Origin of the sequence: Clostridium rhizosphaerae, from assembly GCF_016765585.1 — a bacterium.
Classification (GTDB): domain Bacteria; phylum Bacillota; class Clostridia; order Clostridiales; family Clostridiaceae; genus Clostridium_AT; species Clostridium_AT rhizosphaerae.
The window spans coordinates 1,477,810-1,493,882 of sequence record NZ_JAESWC010000002.1; the positions used below are offsets into that span (position 1 = coordinate 1,477,810).

Sequence of the window (16,073 nt, forward strand, 5' to 3'; positions counted from 1 at the left end):
CCTAATCAATTACCTTTCTAACAACATCAATAACTGTTCCATCCCTGTACTCAACTACGGCAACTATGTCTTCAGATAATTTTATATTATTAGGTTTCCCTGTAATTTTTTCTGCTAAATCCTTTAGTTCTTTAATAGTCATAACAGGCAAATTAGTTTCCTTAAGCTTTTCAATTAAGTCAGTTCTCTTAGGATTAACTGCTATGCCTCTTTCAGTAACTAAAACATCTATGCTTTCACCTGGTGTAGTTACTGTAGTAACATTTTCTTTAATTATTGGAAGCCTTGCCTTTACAAGGTTGGTTACTACAATAGCAAGCTTAGAGCCTGCAGCAGTATCGCTGTGTCCTCCAGAACCTCCCATTATCTTTCCATCAGAGCCTGTTGTTACATTTACATTAAAGTCTAAATCTATTTCAGTTGCTCCTAATATCATAACGTCCAGATTATTTACAACTGCACCTTTGTTATGAGGATTTGCATACATGGAAGCTGACATTGCTTGATGCTTAGGATTCTCTCTATAGGATTCAACAGCTTTTAAATCAAAGCATTGTACGTCCAGCAAAGAATTAAACAGACCTTCTTCAAGCATTTCTACAATGTATCCTGTTGTTCCGCCTGCAGCGAAGCTTCCAACAACGCCTTCCTTCTTCATAATTTCCTTAAGCTCGGCTGCTACTGCAAGGGCGGTTCCACCTGCGCCAGTCTGAAAAGACAAACCATTCTTCACTATGCCTGAGGCTTTCATAACTTCTGCAGCCATTTTAGCAATTTTAAGTCCTACAGGATCCTTTGTTATTTTAGTAGTTCCTGAAACTATTCCTGCTGGGTTTCCGATAGAATCTACTTTAACAACATAATCAACATATATTTGACTTATTTCAATTGGGCATGCTGGATACTGAACTAAATTATCAGTTATTGCTACAACTTTATCAGCATATTCTGCATCTGATACTGCATATCCTAATGCACCACAGGCAGATTTTCCTGTTACTCCATTTATATTTCCATAGGTATCTGCTGTTGGAGCTGCGATAAATGCTGCATCAATGTGTAAATCGCCGCTTTCTATAGCTCTAGGTCTTCCACCATGTGTTTGCATGACAGCACAGTTCTTAAGATATCCTCTTGATACTGCTTCTGCTACAGGGCCAGACATGTAGTTAGCATATATTCCTGTTATTGTACCATTCTTTATAAGTTCCACCATAGGCGCATGTACAGGGAATATAGAACTTGCTGCTATTGTAAGGTCTTTTATGCCTTTCTTATGTATAACCTCAAGAACCATATTTAAAACGTAATCGCCATTTCTTAAATGATGGTGAAAAGATATTGTCATTCCATCCTTTAGTCCTATCTTTTCTATGGCTTCTTCAATACTTTCCAATACCTTGTTATCAAAAGGAGTAACAGTTGTAACTTTAACAGCCTTTTTTTCCTTTATCCCCATGTTTGAAAAAGCGCCTTCAAAAGGATTAACTGATCCATATCCATTTATATATTCCGGAATTTCTCTTCCTAATACGTTTTTCATTATCTTATCACTCCCAACATCTTGGCAAGCTCCACTGTATTGGTTGCTCTATTTATTATTGGAGCATCTACCATTTTTCCGTCTATTGAAAATACGCCTTTGCCTTCTCTCTTTGCCTCTTCCATAGCATCAAGAATTCTAAGTGCATGTTTAATTTCTGCTTCTGTAGGAGCAAATACGGAGTGTATAGTGTCTATTTGTCTTGGATTTATAGAAGCTTTTCCTGTCATGCCGAGACTTTTTGCTTTTGCAGTATCTAAAGCCAAACCTTCATAATCATTTGTATCTGTAAAAGGTGTATCTATTGAATCTACCTTTAATGCTTTACAAGCTGTAGCTACTTTATTTCTGGCATAGAAAATCTCTTCTCCTTCTTTAGTTCTTTTAATTCCTAAATCAGCAGTTAAGTCTTCACCACCTAAAAGAACACCTACAACTCTTTTTGAAGCTCTTATTACATCATAAACTGTCTCAAGTCCATAAGCTGTTTCAACCAATGGTATTATTTTAATACTGTTTTCTTCAAAGCCTTCTTCTTTTTCTATTCTATTTAGCATTTCATCTACAGTCTTTATTTCTTGTTCATCTGCTTTTGGAACCATAAGAGTATCAGGTTTTACTCTCGCTATCACCTCAACGTCATCTGCTCCAAATTCATTATCTAATGGATTTATTCTTACTACTACTTCTACATTCGAATAGTCTATATTCTTTATTGCTTCCCTAACTAATATTCTTGCACTATCCTTCTCCGATATACTTACAGCATCCTCTAAATCTAGTATTACAGAGTCAGCTCCAAGTATTCCTGCATTAAGAAGCATTCCAGGATTATTTCCAGGCATAAAAAGCATAGTCCTTCTTAATCTTTTCATTACTCACTCACCGCCCTTTTAACAGCAGTCTCAACTCTTGCTTCAATAGCATAATCTAAAGCACCCTTGTCTTGAGCCTTAATTGTAATATCTTCTACTCCCATAGCTTTTATTTTATCTAAAATAACTTTTCTTATTTGCTCACCAAACTGTTTCATAACTATGCTCTCAAGTTCAAGCTCTATTCCACCGTCCTCATTAGGCATAACCATGATTAGTATATCGTTAGATTCTAATGTACCTGCTTTTGCTACTTTGGTTATCTTCATAAAATCACCAACCTCTTTTTAATTAATAATTAACAATGTAAAAAGGCTTTGCTAAGCAAAGCCTTAGTTTAAATACATGATAATTCTACTATAAACTTTACTATTAATCTATTTAAATTCATTTTAATTCTTAATTGTTAATTATTATTATTAATTTACTTAATGCTGTCTAAGTATTGTCTCTGTCCTATCTCATATAAATTGTTTCCCTCAGAGTCTATAACAACTACAGCTGGAAAATCCTTAACTTCAAGTTTTCTTATAGCCTCTGCACCTAAGTCCTCATAAGCTACTATCTCAGCTTCGGTAACTGACTTTCCTATAAGTGCTGCAGCTCCTCCTATTGCAGCAAAATATACTGCTGTATTTTGTTTTATTGAATCTATTACTTCTGGCCCTCTCAAGCCTTTTCCAATCATTCCTTTAAGCCCTATATCTAATAGTCTTGGAGAATATGGATCCATTCTATAGCTTGTAGTAGGTCCTGCAGAACCTATTACTTCTCCAGGCTTAGGAGGAGTTGGTCCAACATAATATATTATTGCATCCTTAACATCTATAGGAAGCTCTTCTCCTTTATCTAAAAGCTCAACTAATCTTTTATGAGCTGCATCTCTAGCTGTATATATAGTACCTGTAATAAATACGCTGTCTCCTGCCTTAAGGTCTTTAACCTTCTCTTCTGTAAGCGGAGTTGTTATTTTCTTTTCCATAACTTTTGTCCCCCTTAATAATTTTTATAGCTCAATTTCAGCATGTCTTGTTGCATGACAGCTTATATTTACTGCTACTGGAAGTCCTGCTATGTGAGTTGGATAAGCTTCAATATTAACGCTAAGAGCTGTGCTTCTTCCTCCAAAGCCTTGTGGTCCTATTCCAAGTGCATTAACCTTTTGAAGCAATTCCTCTTCAAGCTCTGCGTAGAAAGGATTATCGTTTCTCTTTGTTACTGGTCTAAGAAGAGACTTCTTTGCAAGTAATGCTGATTTTTCAAAAGTACCACCTATTCCAATTCCAACAATTATAGGAGGACATGGGTTAGGTCCCGCTTCTTTAACAGTTTGCAAAATAAAGTTTTTAACTCCTTCAACACCATCAGCAGGTCTTAGCATCTTAAGCTTACTCATATTTTCTGAACCAAAGCCCTTTGGAGAAACTGTTATTTTAATTTTATCTCCAGGTACTATATCATAATGTACAACTGCTGGTGTATTATCTCCTGTATTAACTCTATCTAAAGGATCTTTTACTACTGATTTTCTTAAATATCCATCAGCATATCCCTGTCGTACTCCTTCATTAATAGCATCTTCAAGCATTCCGCCAACAATGTGTACATCCTGCCCTAAATCAACAAATACACAAGTCATTCCTGTATCCTGACACATAGGCATATTTTGATTCTTAGCAATACCTGCATTTTCAAGTATCTTTTCAAGTATATCTTTAGCTATAGACCAATTCTCTTCCTTATAAGCCTCTTCAAGCTTTTGCTTTATATCATCTGACAAATAGTAATTAGCATCTATGCAAAGCTTTCTAACAGCTTTTATTATTTCATCAACATGAATTTCTCTCATCTCTAACTCTCCTTTTTATTAAAAATATAAAACAAATGAAGAATAAAAAAAATGAAGAATGAAGAATGTTGGAGAAAAGTCACTATAAGACTTTTTAATAATATTATTCATAGGAAATCCCTTAAGGGATTCCCATCATTCATTCTTCATTCTTAATTCTTCATTCTTCATTAGCTCTGCTACTTGTTTTTTCTTCTATTAACAAGTGCAACTACTCTATTCATTTCATTGTTAACTATCATATATCCTTCGTCAACACCCATACCTGGCTTAGCAAGACATTGATCTGCTCCACAGCCTATAGCAATATTTGTTGTAACTTCTGCAGAACGATTTGTTTCATTACAAGTTCCTCCGCAATAAGCTCCTACGCCTTTCTTTTTACAGTATAGTATTGATTCTATTATATTATTTACTCCTCCTAAATCTGGAGTTTTTATTTGAAGCATATGCCCAGCCTTGTTATCAGCAAAGAACACTACATCTTCATAAGTGTTGCACCATTCATCAGCAACTAGCTCTACATTTATTCCTCTATTGTCAAGTTCAGCTGTTAAGTCTCTTAGAGCCTCCATCTGTCTTTCTCTGTGCTCAACATCCATTGGACCTTCAATTCTCAAATGGAATGGCTTTGCAGCTTCTTCTAAAGTTCCTAAGTAATCAGCCATAGCTTTAATATCATTATTAAATGCAACTCCTATAGTTCCATACACGTCTATATGAAATACTGGAAGATATTGCTCGCTGGTTCTAAGCTTTAATACTCTATCTCTTAACCATTCAACATAAGCTAAAAGTTTTTCTCCTTTAAGACCTAGTTTATCTTCAACATGATTTATAAGTGCATGAGGCATAACGTCTGCATTTTTAATTATCATTTTATCTGCATTATCATATCTGTCATCTCCAGATTGAGTAAATATAGGAATTCTCTTAATATCTACTTCAGTATTGTACTCATCTTTAACTACTTCTGCCATAGTAACTTTCTTAGCCTTAGCTACAGCATCAAGTATAGCTTGAGTTATACCGTATCTTATAGCTGTATGAAGTCTCTTGCCATCTATAGTCATGTGATCAAATTCTTCTGCCAATTCCTTAAAGCTTGTTAATTCTCTTCCTATAAGCTTTGGAGCTATTTTTTCTTCAATAACTGGTATAAAATCACCTGCTAAGAATAGAGGATCTCTTCCGCCTGCACCTGAGTATTGAACTGCAGCACAATCGCCATGTGCTACCTGACCATCTTCAAGTATAAGCATAACAGATATAGATTCTCCAGCTACTCTTACTGCCTTAAAGCCTTCTGTTACAGTTTCACCTACATATGTGAAACCATCGTGCTTTGCTCCTTTTTTTATAGCTCTTTGGTCATCAAAATAAAATCCTGTTCTTCCACCAGAACAAACAACATCAATAATTTTCATAATAATAAACCTTCTTCCGTTAAAATATTAATATTATGTTATAGAAAATCCCCTAAGGGATTTTCCGCAATCATTCTTCATTATTTTTCGGGTCTTCCAATAAGAACACCTTTACCAACAGCGAAAATATCATCTATTGTCATTTGGAAGCTTACATCTCTTCTTTCAAATTTACCTCTTTCTTCAAGCTTTCTTCTATTATAAGCTTTTAGCTCAGCAGTAAACGGAATATTTCCAAACTCTAAGTATCTTACTGCTCCATTATTATCTCTTGCTGGCATCATTTTTCCAGCATTATATTTGCTTGGAGCGAATGGAACATCTACTATTCCATTAGCAAATGCTTTAACTGTTCCAACAGCTAAATCACCATTTCCAAGTTCATATACTTTATCAAGCATACACTTAGTTTCTGCTTTTATTATAGCAATTTCTGTTTCAAGTTCCTTAGACATTGACATTTTTTGTCCTCTAAGTAAGTTTAACGCCATCTTAGTTGCTTTTATTCCCTGAGCATTAGCTTCTTTTGTAGGTATTCCGATAGCCTCATGAGGAGTTTTAACTATAACCTTTGTAGCTCCTGCAAGTGCTGCAGTTGCTGCACCAGTTGAGATAAGACCAAAAGCCTTAGCTTCATCCTGTGGGAATCCTCCCATCCATTGATGGAAAACTGTAGTTATATAAACGTTATTATATCCATATTGTTTTAAATATTCGTTTGCCTGCTCTTCAAGTGCTCTTATAGCAGCTACGTCTTGAACTATATTTCCACATTGTCCGTATCCTATTGTAATGTTTTTAACGCCTTGCTCTGCTGCAAGTAATGCTTCAATTATTGCTACAACATTAGAAGTACTTGGAGGTACCAATGTTCCTGTTAATGGTCCAAATGGTTCTCTATTTATAGCGATTCCTTGCTCTTCATAAAAACCAACAAGTCTGTCGCAATACTGCCAGTCAAGTATAGATTTTTCCATAGTTACGCTTTTAGCATATGGTATATTGTAGGATATTCCTCCACCTTCATTTGAAGTCCATCCTGCTGCATGAATTATTTCAGAAAGTAACCTAGCATCTGGAGTACCATGTCTCGCTTCAAGAGGAAGATTTACTGATTCATATACTCTTTTACAGCCTTCCACACCATGATTTACTCCAGGAAATCCATTTAAAAGTGAACGTCCTGCTGCTATACTTTCCTTAATACCAACTTCGCATTCATCATATCTATTTTGTCTTGTATAACTATCTATAGTAGATGGCAACAAATCTGCTCCGCCTTCATCTTGAAGGAAAGTTAAAAGTTCTATATGTTCATCTATTAGAGCAACTCCTGCTCTTGGCTGAGCTAATGTAATTCCCTCTTCCTTTGCTTTTTTAAGTTTAGCAGAAAAGTTCTTATGCTCAGGTACCTTTTTCAAATAATCAACTGCTTTATCTAGATCTATACCTTTTCCTGTTGGCCATTGATTTAAGACTTCATTTCTTTGACTAAAAAATTCTTCCTCTGTTAATCTTTTATTTTTAAGTTCCATTATTACCCTCCTGTATTCCTTATATGTCCATGACAATTATCAATTGTCATGCCTCTTGTATTATGACAACTCAATTAAATACTTTTTCATAATTCTAACTGCCATATCTGGATACTCCTCTGCTAATAATCCCATAGCAGACATTATATAAGTTTTATCTAATAAATACCCAGGGGCTTGTGGTTTTAAATAAGTAGGATTATTTATATCAAAGCTTCCTGCTTTCAATATTTCTGCTGGATTATTGCTATGAACGAGAACACCACCCGTTCCAACTAAATATTTTAGCGATAATAAATCTTTACCTACTTGCGAATATATTATTCCCATAGGTGTGTATACGCTTTCAATTACTCCTACGTGCCTCTCCATAGCCATATCAGTTGCTACCTTTGCCATTGCCTCATCAAATCTTATTTCTTCCTCTGTCTCAGGCACCATCTTAATATTCTCTGAACGGTATTTACAATTTTCTTCTACATTAATGGCTTTATTCTGCAGATATTTCTGTATTTTTCTTGTCCCTGCCGCTTCCCAAAGTGAAAGAGCAGAATACCTCATACCAAGATCACCTTCTACGGTTCTTTTTGCAAAAGGTTCTTCAAGACCTCTTAACGTAACTCCAGGCTTTGATGGTTCCCCATCTGCAATAGAATGTATATCAGTAGTTGCTCCACCTATATCTACTACTACTAAATCTCCTATTCCTTCTTCTTTATCACTGCCTTCACTTAAAACTCTTGCTGCTTTAAGTACAGCTGCAGGTGTAGGCATTAAAATTCCGCTTATAAAATTTTCAGCATTTTTCATACCCTTAGCTTCAATAATTTTATTCATAAATATTTTTCTTATTTCTTCTCTAGCAGGCTCTACATTTAATGTATTTAGTTTTGGCATAACATTTTCTGTAACTCTATAATATATATCTGTCGTATTAAATATTTTTTCTATTTCATCCACTGCTACCTTATTTCCAGCTACTACTATAGGAAGCTTTACCCCTCCATCAGCAAGCATTTTTGCATTATGGATTATGCATTCCTTATTGCCTCCATTGGTTCCTCCAGCTAATAGTATAATATCTAAATTAGAATTTTTTATTTCTTCTATTTCTCTAGAGGTCAATTCATAACTATATACTTTTAGTACTCTTGCACCAGCACCAAGAGCAGCTCTTTTGGCAGCTTCCGCAGTAAGTTCAGGCACTAAGCCTATAGCAACCATCTTTAACCCACCTGCTGCAGAAGAACATGCCAGCTTTTTTACAAACTCTACATTCTTTTCCTCAAGCTGCTTCATTAAATTTTCATAGGCCTTATCAAAACCTGTCATAATATCACTTTCAACAGTTGTGATATCTTTCGCTGTAGCTAATATTTCTTCACTTTCAATATCAACAGCAGTAAGCTTTGTATAAGTACTGCCAAAATCAATCAGCAAATATGCTTTCATTTTATCACTCCTAAATTAAGAATTTCATAATTAAGAACTATAGTTAATCATCTTTTATCTAGTGTAATTCTTAATTTCTTATTCTTAATCCTTTATTACTCTCCCAGGTCTTCTCTTAAATCTTTTATAGCAATCTCAGTTGATGTTCCTGGTGGATATACTCTATCGAATCCCATTTCTACAAATCTATTATAAACATCTTGCCAATTCTGCTTTCCTACAACTATGTTACCACCTACATATAGCTTTATTCCTTTAAGTCCTGCTTCGTCACATTTTTCTCTTAATCCTCTGCAGTCAATTTCGCCATGTCCATATAATGATGATACTAATATTGCATCAGCATTTGTTTCAACCGCTGCATTAATAAAGTCTTCTTGTGGTGAAAGAACCCCTATATTTATTACATTGAAACCAGCCTCAGTTAATGCATGATTTAAAATCTTATTTCCTACTGCATGACAATCTGATCCTATTACACCAAGAACTATAGTTTTCATATTATTCCTCCTGTATTATAATAACTTCTAGTCATTATTTTTGATAATTTATTTCTACAATTTTAGACTTCAAGGCTTTTACTGAGCCATTATCCAAACTGTATAAAAATCTTATAATTTCTTTATTAAATTTATTATATTTCTTAACTTCATTGTATCTTCCTGGAGATACTATCAGCACATCAGAATTATTTACTATTGTTTTTAATTCTTCCTCATTTTGAGTATTTGAATACACAATATTCAAGTTTCCAAGTCCTGCTTCTTCCAAAGCACCTCTTATCTTAAATTTAAACTCCTCTGATATACAAATAAATCCGAACTTAATTCCATCTGGAAACCTTGCAATTTTTACTATAGTGCTTAAATCTGGATTTATAGCTACTCCAAGTACATCTCGTCCAAAATCTTGCGTAAGTTCTTTAACCTCATTCACATGATTAAAGGTTGCAATTATAACTTGAGATTTTTCAATAGTTTCTTTAGTTTTGCTATCCATTTGTGCTAAATCTGATAAAGTAAGAGGAGAAATATTCATATTTGTACTGCTGCTTAACTGCTGACTAAACATTTTAGCTTGTTCAACATTACATTCAACATAAACAGCCGTCATTTTACTCATATGTTCTTTCTTTTCTTCTACTCTTTGTGCTACAATTTCAAGAAACTCGTCAGCATCCATTCCAATTTCTAAAGCTTCTTCAAGCCCTAAATCTACAAATTTAATTATCTTTTCTTTTATGCCCTCAGTTTTCCAAGGTTTAGCTTCTTCGGCTACAAATGTCCCACGTCCCTGATAAGATTTTAAAACACCATCTTGTTCAAGTTCCTTATAAGCTGTGCTTACAGTATTTCTGCTCAATTTCAGTTTTTCTGAAAGCTCCCTTTCTGTTGGCATTTTATTTCCAACCTTGAGAGATCCGTTTCTTATAAGGTCCATTATTTGTTTTTTTACTTGTAAATACAGTGGAACTCCACTTTCTTTATTCAATTGTATTTCTATACAAATCCCTCCAAACCTAATAATTCATGCAATAAAAACCTTTACTTCTTTATTTTATTAATTTAAAGTAAGCTTTTTATTCCCTATCTCTCAAGATTAATGGACTAATGGACTAATCCATTAGTCAACTTAATAATACCATATTGTATCTTCAACTTCAATAAGTTTTAAGAGAATTTGAAATTTTTATTTCAAATTTTATAGATTATGATAGTTAAAAATCATACCTATTAAATAAACGACATATTTCCTAGGGAATATGTCGCTTTTTATAAATTTCTTAATCTTCTTCAAAGTAGCTATTTATAGACTTAACTAAGGAATCAGTTATTTTTTCTTGATATTTTTCATCTTTTAATCTTATTTCTTCTTCAGTATTAGATAAAAATCCACATTCTACGATAACTGAAGGCATTTGATCATTGCATCTTAATATCTTATAATTATCCTTTGCTGGCTTTTCTACTCGTTTGTTATTTTTATCTAAATCAATTCTAAAGTTTTCTTGTATTATATGAGCTAGTAATTTACTTTCTTTAAAATCAGAATACCAAACCTGAGCACCATAATATTGGCCTTGTGGAAAATGATTTTGATGTATGCTTATAAACATATCTATATCCGACTTTTCTTTAATCTTACACCTATTTGCCAGATCTTCCGCTTTCTTGCTACCCCCTCTCTTTTTACCTTCTAATAAATCTTTATCTTCATCTCTTATCATTATAATATTATATCCATTTTTACTAAGCTTCTCTTTAAGTTTTAGACTTATTTGCAAGTTAATATCTTTTTCTTTTATACCACTTTTACCTTCTGCACCTCCATCATATCCTCCATGACCTGCATCAATCAAAATTGTTTTTTTATTTTCTCTAACAGTACCTTCTGCTTTTGCTTTTGTTTCACTACAAATTGCACAAAATATTAAAATCATTATTACTAAAATTAGCGTACACCTATACTTTATCATAATGCAATAAAATCCCTCCCTTTAATACGATAGAATAGTTATAAATTAATTATTTTAGTTTATGTTATAATACAAATTTTAGTTTATTAAACTATTGGAAAAAACCAAGACTTTATATGTAAAACAATAACATTTTTACATTAATGATGTTACAAAATACCCAATCTTCAAGAATTTTTCCGACATAGTTAATATATTAGAACTTTTGCATTATATATATTGAAAAAATAAAAAAAAGAGGAAAATTTCCTCTTTTTTAAATACTATCTCTTTGAGAATTGTGGAGCTCTTCTAGCCTTCTTAAGACCGTATTTCTTTCTTTCCTTCATTCTTGGGTCTCTTGTTACGAAACCGGCTTTCTTAAGTTCTGGTCTAAGATTTTCATCAGATTTCATTAATGCTCTAGTAATACCATGTCTGATAGCACCTGCTTGACCTGTGAATCCACCACCATGCACATTAACTATTACGTCAAATTTTTCTTTAGTTCCAGTTAATACTAATGGTTGATTAACTATGAATCTTAATGTCTCTAATCCAAAGTAGTTTTCTATATCTCTCTTATTGATTGTTACTTTACCTTCTCCTGGTACAAGTCTAACTCTTGCTATAGATTTTTTTCTTCTACCAGTTCCAAAATATTGAACTTTAGCCATTATTAATCCTCCCTTTGCTTCCGATTAGTACTTTAACTCAAGTACTTCTGGTTTTTGTGCTTCGTGATTGTGCTCTGAACCTCTATATACCTTTAATTTCTTAAGCATATCTCTTCCTAAAGGTCCATCTGGAAGCATTCTTCTTACTGCTTCATGAAAAGCAAATTCAGGTTTCTTTGCTAAAACTTCTCTGTAAGGAGTTTCCTTTAATCCACCTGGATATAATGAGTGATGTCTCATCATTTTTTGATCTAATTTCTTTCCAGTTAAAACAACTTTTTCAGCGTTTATAATGATTACGAAATCTCCAGTATCAACGTTTGGTGTAAACACTGGCTTATGCTTTCCTCTTAATATTGTTGCAACTTGGCTAGCTACTCTTCCTAGTGGTTTTCCAGCTGCATCGACAACATACCATTTTCTTTCAACTTCATTTTTCTTTGCTAAGTATGATTTCATCTTTTTCCCTCCCTGAGCTCTACATAAAAAACGTTTATCTATGTCAAGATCCGGGGCTAGTGGATCTTATACACTACATAATACAACATTACTCATTATAATACATTCTACCAGGTGTGTCAATAAATTTCCTTTAATTATAATATACAACTTCCAAGCATAATCCTTTTGCAGGTACAGTCTTCCCTGCCTTGTTTCTATCCTTAGAATTGATAACATCTGAAACATCATGAGGTTTTAATTTACCTACCCCAACATCAATGAGAGTTCCAGTCATTATTCTTACCATATTATATAAAAATCCATCACCTTTAACAGAAAATATAATTTTATCTCCAATTCTTATAATCTCAGCATCATTTATAGTTCTTATCGAAGTTTTCACAGAACTTCCTGTGCTTTTGAAAGCTGAAAAATCACGAGTACCAATAAAGTATTTACAAGCCCTGTTCATAGACTCATGATCTAATACTTTTTTATAGTGATATACATATTTTCTATCTATTGCTGGTGGCTGTTCCCTATTTAATATAGTATAACTATAACTTTTAGCTAAACAAGAATATCTTGCATGAAAATTTGTTTCTACTTCTTCTGAATTTATTATTACTATATCCTCTGGCAATTTACTATTTATAGCCTCTTTAAATTTTTGTGGTGGAATTGTACTGTTTGTAAAAAAGTTAGCGCAAAAACCCCTAGCATGTACCCCGGCATCAGTCCTGCTTGAACCTATAACTTCAAGCCTCTCATTTGTCAGTTTTTCTATGCTTTCCTCTAATCTTTGTTGCACTGTAACAGCATTTTTTTGCCTTTGCCAGCCAGCATAATTTGTTCCATCATATTCAATAATAAGTTTTATATTTTTCATAATTTAACTCCAAGAAAAAATTATACTGCTTTCCACCAAAATCTGCCTGCAACGCACAAAGCAACGAATACCATAGTTGCAAAGGTAGCTGTAACATCTCTGCCTGTAAGCTTTAATTGTTTCATCCTGGTTCTACCTTCTCCTCCTCTATAGCATCTTGCCTCCATTGCCATTGCTAGTTCATCAGCTCTTCTAAATGAACTTATAAACAATGGTACTAATAAAGGAATTAAATTTTTAGCCCTTCTAAATATGTTACCACTTTCAAAATCCGCCCCTCTTGCCATTTGAGCTTTCATTATCTTGTCAGTTTCATCCATAAGTGTAGGAATAAATCTTAAAGCTATAGTCATCATCATGGCAAGTTCGTGAGCTGGCACCCCTATCTTCTTAAGGGGATTTAATAGCTTCTCTATTCCATCTGTAAGCTCAATAGGAGATGTAGTGAGCGTTAATAATGAGGTTCCAACTATCAAAAAGCTTAACCTTAATACCATAAAGGCAGCCAAAACAAGACCTTCACGATATATTCTAAGGAACTTCCATCTAAATAGAATCACATCTCCACTGGTCATAAATATATTTATTAAAGCTGTAAATAGAAGCAATACAAATATAGGTTTCAAGCCTTTATATATATACCTTACCGGAACTTTAGATATTGCAATTGATAAACCGGTAAATGCAATAATAAAGATGTATCCTTCAAAGTTATTAACTATAAAAAGAGCTGCTATATAAACAATAGAAATTAGTATTTTAACTCTAGGGTCTAACTTATGAATAAAGGAGTCTCCAGGCACATATTGACCAATTGTAATATCTTTAATCATCTTTACCTCTCCTTACATTCTTTAGTATTTGTTCCTTAGCTTGTTCTATTGTAAATGCATCTTCTGATATATTAAAGCCTCTGTCCTTTAGCTCCTTCATCAAGTATGTAACCTGTGGTACAGCCAAACCAACATCTTCTAATGTATTAATTTCCTTAAATACCTCACTAGGTCTACCATCTAAAATACATTTACCTTTATGCATAACTAATATTCTATCGGAAACTTTAGCTACATCTTCCATGCTGTGTGAAACCAAAATTATCGTCATATTGTATTCTTTATGAAGAATTTTCACTTGATTTAATATATCATCCCTACCTTTAGGGTCTAATCCTGCTGTAGGTTCATCTAATATCAAAACATTCGGTTCCATTGCAACTACTCCTGCAATAGCAACTCTTCTTTTTTGACCACCACTTAAATCAAATGGAGATTTATCTTTGTAAGTTTCATATTCGAGGCCAACCATTTCCATAGCACGCTTAACTCTTTTACTTATTTCTTCATCACTTAACCCTAAATTTTTAGGACCAAAGGCTATATCTTTCTCAATTGTTTCTTCAAAAAGTTGATATTCTGGATATTGAAAAACTAAACCAACTTTTTTTCTTATATCAGTTAATTTAGCACCTTTCTCAGTTATATTAATATTATTAACTAATATTTTTCCACTTGACGGTTTTAAAAGTCCATTTATGTGCTGAATAAGAGTAGATTTACCAGAACCAGTATGACCAATAAGTGCAACAAATTCTCCCTCATTTATAGTTAGTGAAACATTATCCAAGGCTTTTTTTTCAAAAGGTGATCCTTTCATATAAACATGTGACAGATTCTCTATTACAATTGACATATCTTTTCCACCATCTCATCTATTGTTAATATATTAGTATCTATATTAATTCCACTTTGCTTCAACTCATAAGCCAGTTCCGTTACTTGTGGAACATCAAGTCCTATCTTTTTCATTGCTGGAACTTGGCTGAAGATATCCCTCGGAATTCCTTCCATTATTATTTCACCTTGGTCCATAACAATAATTCTATCTGCTTCTGCTGCTTCCTCCATAAAGTGAGTGATAAGTATTATGGTAATTCCATATGTTTTATTTATACTCTTTATTGTCTTAATAACTTCTTTTCTTCCTGATGGATCAAGCATCGCTGTAGGTTCATCAAATATTATACATTCTGGTCTCATTGCTAAAATTCCTGCAATAGCTATTCTTTGCTTTTGCCCACCTGAAAGTAAATGAGGAGCATGCCTTCTATAATCATACATGTCAACATTTTTTAAAGCCTCATCAACTCTGCGCCTTATCTCTAATGGATCAATCCCTAAATTTTCTGGACCAAAAGCAACATCTTCTTCTACTATAGTTGCAACTATCTGGTTATCAGGATTTTGAAATACCATTCCAGCCTTATTTCTTATATTCCATAAATGGTTGCTATCTGAAGTATCTAGTCCGTCAACAAAAACTTTTCCCTCGCTTGGTAGAAGCAATGCATTAACATGTTTTGCTAAAGTAGATTTTCCAGAACCATTACGTCCTAGAATAACAAGAAACTCACCTTTTTTGACGTCGAGATTAACGTCATTAACAGCTGTCTTTTCTTGTTCACCTTCATTAGCAGTATATTTATAAGTAAGGTTTCTAAACTCTACCATATTTTCATTCATTAAAAACACCTCTATTACAAAAAAGGGACTAAGCTAGTTTAACTTAATCCCTTTTCATATTATACTAACTCTAGTATAACTATTTCAGCTCCGTCGCCTCTTCTTGGACCTACTTTGTACATTCTAGTATATCCACCATTTCTTTCAGCATACTTTGGAGCTACCTTTTCAAATAAATCAGTTACTACAGTTTCTTCAGTAACAAATGCAAGAACCTGTCTTCTAGCATGAAGATCTCCTCTTTTTGCAAGAGTAATCATTTTTTCTGCTATATTTCTAGTTTCTTTAGCTCTTGTTTCAGTAGTTTCTATCTTACCATGTTTTAGAAAACTAGTTACTAAGTTTCTTAACATTGCTTTTCTTTGGTCAGTTGGACGACCTAATTTACGATATCCTGCCATGTCTTTACCT

General features: G+C 33.5%; 18 protein-coding genes. All 18 read right to left on the reverse strand.

What is annotated here, in order from left to right; translation table 11 throughout:
* Position 1: 1 nt before the first annotated feature.
* The 18 genes from citF to rplQ all read right to left on the reverse strand — a co-directional run bounded on the left by citF (position 2) and on the right by rplQ (position 16,063).
* Positions 2 to 1,543, reverse strand: coding sequence for a citrate lyase subunit alpha (gene citF, locus JK636_RS09985; protein ID WP_202748676.1), 1,542 nt, complete (start codon positions 1,541 to 1,543; stop codon positions 2 to 4).
* A complete protein-coding gene (locus JK636_RS09990) occupies positions 1,543 to 2,418 on the reverse strand; it encodes an HpcH/HpaI aldolase/citrate lyase family protein (RefSeq protein WP_202748677.1) in 876 nt (291 codons plus the stop codon). The genes citF and JK636_RS09990 overlap by 1 nt, the downstream gene beginning before the upstream one ends.
* Entirely contained in the window at positions 2,418 to 2,687 is a 270-nt protein-coding gene (gene citD, locus JK636_RS09995) for a citrate lyase acyl carrier protein (RefSeq protein ID WP_202748678.1), read from the reverse strand. Before citD ends, JK636_RS09990 begins: the two co-directional genes overlap by 1 nt.
* A gap of 155 nt (positions 2,688 to 2,842) precedes the next feature.
* Positions 2,843 to 3,400, reverse strand: a complete 558-nt coding sequence (locus JK636_RS10000; RefSeq protein ID WP_202748679.1) for a Fe-S-containing hydro-lyase — start codon at positions 3,398 to 3,400, stop codon at positions 2,843 to 2,845.
* Positions 3,401 to 3,424: 24 nt separating this feature from the next.
* Complete coding sequence (locus JK636_RS10005) at positions 3,425 to 4,267, reverse strand: fumarate hydratase (RefSeq protein WP_202748680.1); 843 nt, start codon at positions 4,265 to 4,267, stop codon at positions 3,425 to 3,427.
* A 179-nt stretch (positions 4,268 to 4,446) separates the two neighbouring features.
* Positions 4,447 to 5,694, reverse strand: coding sequence for a methylaspartate ammonia-lyase (locus JK636_RS10010; protein WP_202748681.1), 1,248 nt, complete (start codon positions 5,692 to 5,694; stop codon positions 4,447 to 4,449).
* Between the two features lie 80 nt (positions 5,695 to 5,774).
* The gene (locus tag JK636_RS10015) at positions 5,775 to 7,229 is read right to left on the reverse strand and encodes a methylaspartate mutase subunit E (protein WP_202748682.1); all 1,455 of its coding nucleotides are present in this window, start codon (positions 7,227 to 7,229) and stop codon (positions 5,775 to 5,777) included.
* A 60-nt stretch (positions 7,230 to 7,289) separates the two neighbouring features.
* Positions 7,290 to 8,681, reverse strand: coding sequence for a methylaspartate mutase accessory protein GlmL (gene glmL, locus JK636_RS10020; RefSeq protein WP_202748683.1), 1,392 nt, complete (start codon positions 8,679 to 8,681; stop codon positions 7,290 to 7,292).
* 95 nt (positions 8,682 to 8,776) lie between these two features.
* Positions 8,777 to 9,181, reverse strand: coding sequence for a methylaspartate mutase subunit S (gene glmS / locus JK636_RS10025; RefSeq protein ID WP_202748684.1), 405 nt, complete (start codon positions 9,179 to 9,181; stop codon positions 8,777 to 8,779).
* A 34-nt stretch (positions 9,182 to 9,215) separates the two neighbouring features.
* On the reverse strand, positions 9,216 to 10,205 hold the full coding sequence (locus tag JK636_RS10030; protein WP_202748812.1) for a GntR family transcriptional regulator: 990 nt from the start codon (positions 10,203 to 10,205) through the stop codon (positions 9,216 to 9,218).
* 259 nt (positions 10,206 to 10,464) lie between these two features.
* Complete coding sequence (cwlD, locus tag JK636_RS10035) at positions 10,465 to 11,157, reverse strand: N-acetylmuramoyl-L-alanine amidase CwlD (protein ID WP_202748685.1); 693 nt, start codon at positions 11,155 to 11,157, stop codon at positions 10,465 to 10,467.
* Between the two features lie 263 nt (positions 11,158 to 11,420).
* Positions 11,421 to 11,813 (reverse strand): 30S ribosomal protein S9, encoded by a 393-nt coding sequence (rpsI, locus tag JK636_RS10040; RefSeq protein ID WP_202748686.1) that lies wholly within the window; start codon positions 11,811 to 11,813, stop codon positions 11,421 to 11,423.
* 24 nt (positions 11,814 to 11,837) lie between these two features.
* Complete coding sequence (rplM, locus tag JK636_RS10045; RefSeq protein ID WP_202748687.1) at positions 11,838 to 12,272, reverse strand: 50S ribosomal protein L13; 435 nt, start codon at positions 12,270 to 12,272, stop codon at positions 11,838 to 11,840.
* Between the two features lie 133 nt (positions 12,273 to 12,405).
* Positions 12,406 to 13,143 carry a tRNA pseudouridine(38-40) synthase TruA gene (gene truA, locus JK636_RS10050; protein WP_202748688.1) on the reverse strand — a complete coding sequence of 246 codons (738 nt, stop codon included), beginning with the start codon at positions 13,141 to 13,143 and terminating at the stop codon, positions 12,406 to 12,408.
* A 20-nt stretch (positions 13,144 to 13,163) separates the two neighbouring features.
* The gene (locus tag JK636_RS10055) at positions 13,164 to 13,976 is read right to left on the reverse strand and encodes an energy-coupling factor transporter transmembrane component T family protein (RefSeq protein ID WP_202748689.1); all 813 of its coding nucleotides are present in this window, start codon (positions 13,974 to 13,976) and stop codon (positions 13,164 to 13,166) included.
* Positions 13,969 to 14,832: an energy-coupling factor transporter ATPase gene (locus JK636_RS10060; protein WP_202748690.1), complete on the reverse strand. Its 864-nt coding sequence runs from the start codon at positions 14,830 to 14,832 to the stop codon at positions 13,969 to 13,971. Before JK636_RS10060 ends, JK636_RS10055 begins: the two co-directional genes overlap by 8 nt.
* Positions 14,820 to 15,662: an energy-coupling factor transporter ATPase gene (locus JK636_RS10065; protein WP_202748691.1), complete on the reverse strand. Its 843-nt coding sequence runs from the start codon at positions 15,660 to 15,662 to the stop codon at positions 14,820 to 14,822. The genes JK636_RS10060 and JK636_RS10065 overlap by 13 nt, the downstream gene beginning before the upstream one ends.
* A 59-nt stretch (positions 15,663 to 15,721) precedes the next feature.
* Positions 15,722 to 16,063 (reverse strand): 50S ribosomal protein L17, encoded by a 342-nt coding sequence (rplQ, locus tag JK636_RS10070; RefSeq protein WP_021657077.1) that lies wholly within the window; start codon positions 16,061 to 16,063, stop codon positions 15,722 to 15,724.
* Positions 16,064 to 16,073: the final 10 nt, after the last annotated feature.

What these genes read in the sequence shown, in the direction of transcription:
- citF (WP_202748676.1), bottom strand. Translation starts at nt 1,543, where the DNA reads ATGAAAAACGTATTAGGAAGAGAAATTCCGGAATATATAAATGGATAT.
- JK636_RS09990 (WP_202748677.1), bottom strand. Translation starts at nt 2,418, where the DNA reads ATGAAAAGATTAAGAAGGACTATGCTTTTTATGCCTGGAAATAATCCT.
- citD (WP_202748678.1), bottom strand. Translation starts at nt 2,687, where the DNA reads ATGAAGATAACCAAAGTAGCAAAAGCAGGTACATTAGAATCTAACGAT.
- JK636_RS10000 (WP_202748679.1), bottom strand. Translation starts at nt 3,400, where the DNA reads ATGGAAAAGAAAATAACAACTCCGCTTACAGAAGAGAAGGTTAAAGAC.
- JK636_RS10005 (WP_202748680.1), bottom strand. Translation starts at nt 4,267, where the DNA reads ATGAGAGAAATTCATGTTGATGAAATAATAAAAGCTGTTAGAAAGCTT.
- JK636_RS10010 (WP_202748681.1), bottom strand. Translation starts at nt 5,694, where the DNA reads ATGAAAATTATTGATGTTGTTTGTTCTGGTGGAAGAACAGGATTTTAT.
- JK636_RS10015 (WP_202748682.1), bottom strand. Translation starts at nt 7,229, where the DNA reads ATGGAACTTAAAAATAAAAGATTAACAGAGGAAGAATTTTTTAGTCAA.
- glmL (WP_202748683.1), bottom strand. Translation starts at nt 8,681, where the DNA reads ATGAAAGCATATTTGCTGATTGATTTTGGCAGTACTTATACAAAGCTT.
- glmS (WP_202748684.1), bottom strand. Translation starts at nt 9,181, where the DNA reads ATGAAAACTATAGTTCTTGGTGTAATAGGATCAGATTGTCATGCAGTA.
- cwlD (WP_202748685.1), bottom strand. Translation starts at nt 11,157, where the DNA reads ATGATAAAGTATAGGTGTACGCTAATTTTAGTAATAATGATTTTAATA.
- rpsI (WP_202748686.1), bottom strand. Translation starts at nt 11,813, where the DNA reads ATGGCTAAAGTTCAATATTTTGGAACTGGTAGAAGAAAAAAATCTATA.
- rplM (WP_202748687.1), bottom strand. Translation starts at nt 12,272, where the DNA reads ATGAAATCATACTTAGCAAAGAAAAATGAAGTTGAAAGAAAATGGTAT.
- truA (WP_202748688.1), bottom strand. Translation starts at nt 13,143, where the DNA reads ATGAAAAATATAAAACTTATTATTGAATATGATGGAACAAATTATGCT.
- JK636_RS10055 (WP_202748689.1), bottom strand. Translation starts at nt 13,976, where the DNA reads ATGATTAAAGATATTACAATTGGTCAATATGTGCCTGGAGACTCCTTT.
- JK636_RS10060 (WP_202748690.1), bottom strand. Translation starts at nt 14,832, where the DNA reads ATGTCAATTGTAATAGAGAATCTGTCACATGTTTATATGAAAGGATCA.
- JK636_RS10065 (WP_202748691.1), bottom strand. Translation starts at nt 15,662, where the DNA reads ATGAATGAAAATATGGTAGAGTTTAGAAACCTTACTTATAAATATACT.
- rplQ (WP_021657077.1), bottom strand. Translation starts at nt 16,063, where the DNA reads ATGGCAGGATATCGTAAATTAGGTCGTCCAACTGACCAAAGAAAAGCA.